Origin of the sequence: Bradyrhizobium uaiense, from assembly GCF_010811875.1 — a bacterium.
GTDB lineage: Bacteria > Pseudomonadota > Alphaproteobacteria > Rhizobiales > Xanthobacteraceae > Bradyrhizobium > Bradyrhizobium uaiense.
Window position 1 is genome coordinate 1 of the sequence record NZ_VKHP01000803.1, and the last position, 247, is coordinate 247.

1 pseudogene is annotated in these 247 nt (G+C 65.2%); it reads left to right on the forward strand.

The window, feature by feature from the left end:
* Positions 1 to 150 (forward strand): annotated as a pseudogene (locus FNJ47_RS52305) (magnesium/cobalt efflux protein); the annotation flags it as partial.
* Positions 151 to 247 lie beyond the last annotated feature (97 nt).

Below are 247 nucleotides of genomic sequence, written 5' to 3' on the forward strand. Positions count from 1 at the left end.
GATCTGCAGGTGGTGCTCGATGCCTCGACGCCCGACGATGTCGGCTTCTCGGCAATCGAGCGCACCATGCTGCGCAACATCCTGTCGCTGAACGAGCGGCGGATCGCCGACGTCATGGTGCACCGCGGGCAGGTTGCTCACGTTGCGCGGATTGTCGTGGGTCGGTTCGGAATCCGGCATGTCAGGCGATCCGATCCGCATAGGGGTCGGGAATGCCGAGGGTGGAGAGGATCTCGCGCTCGAGCGC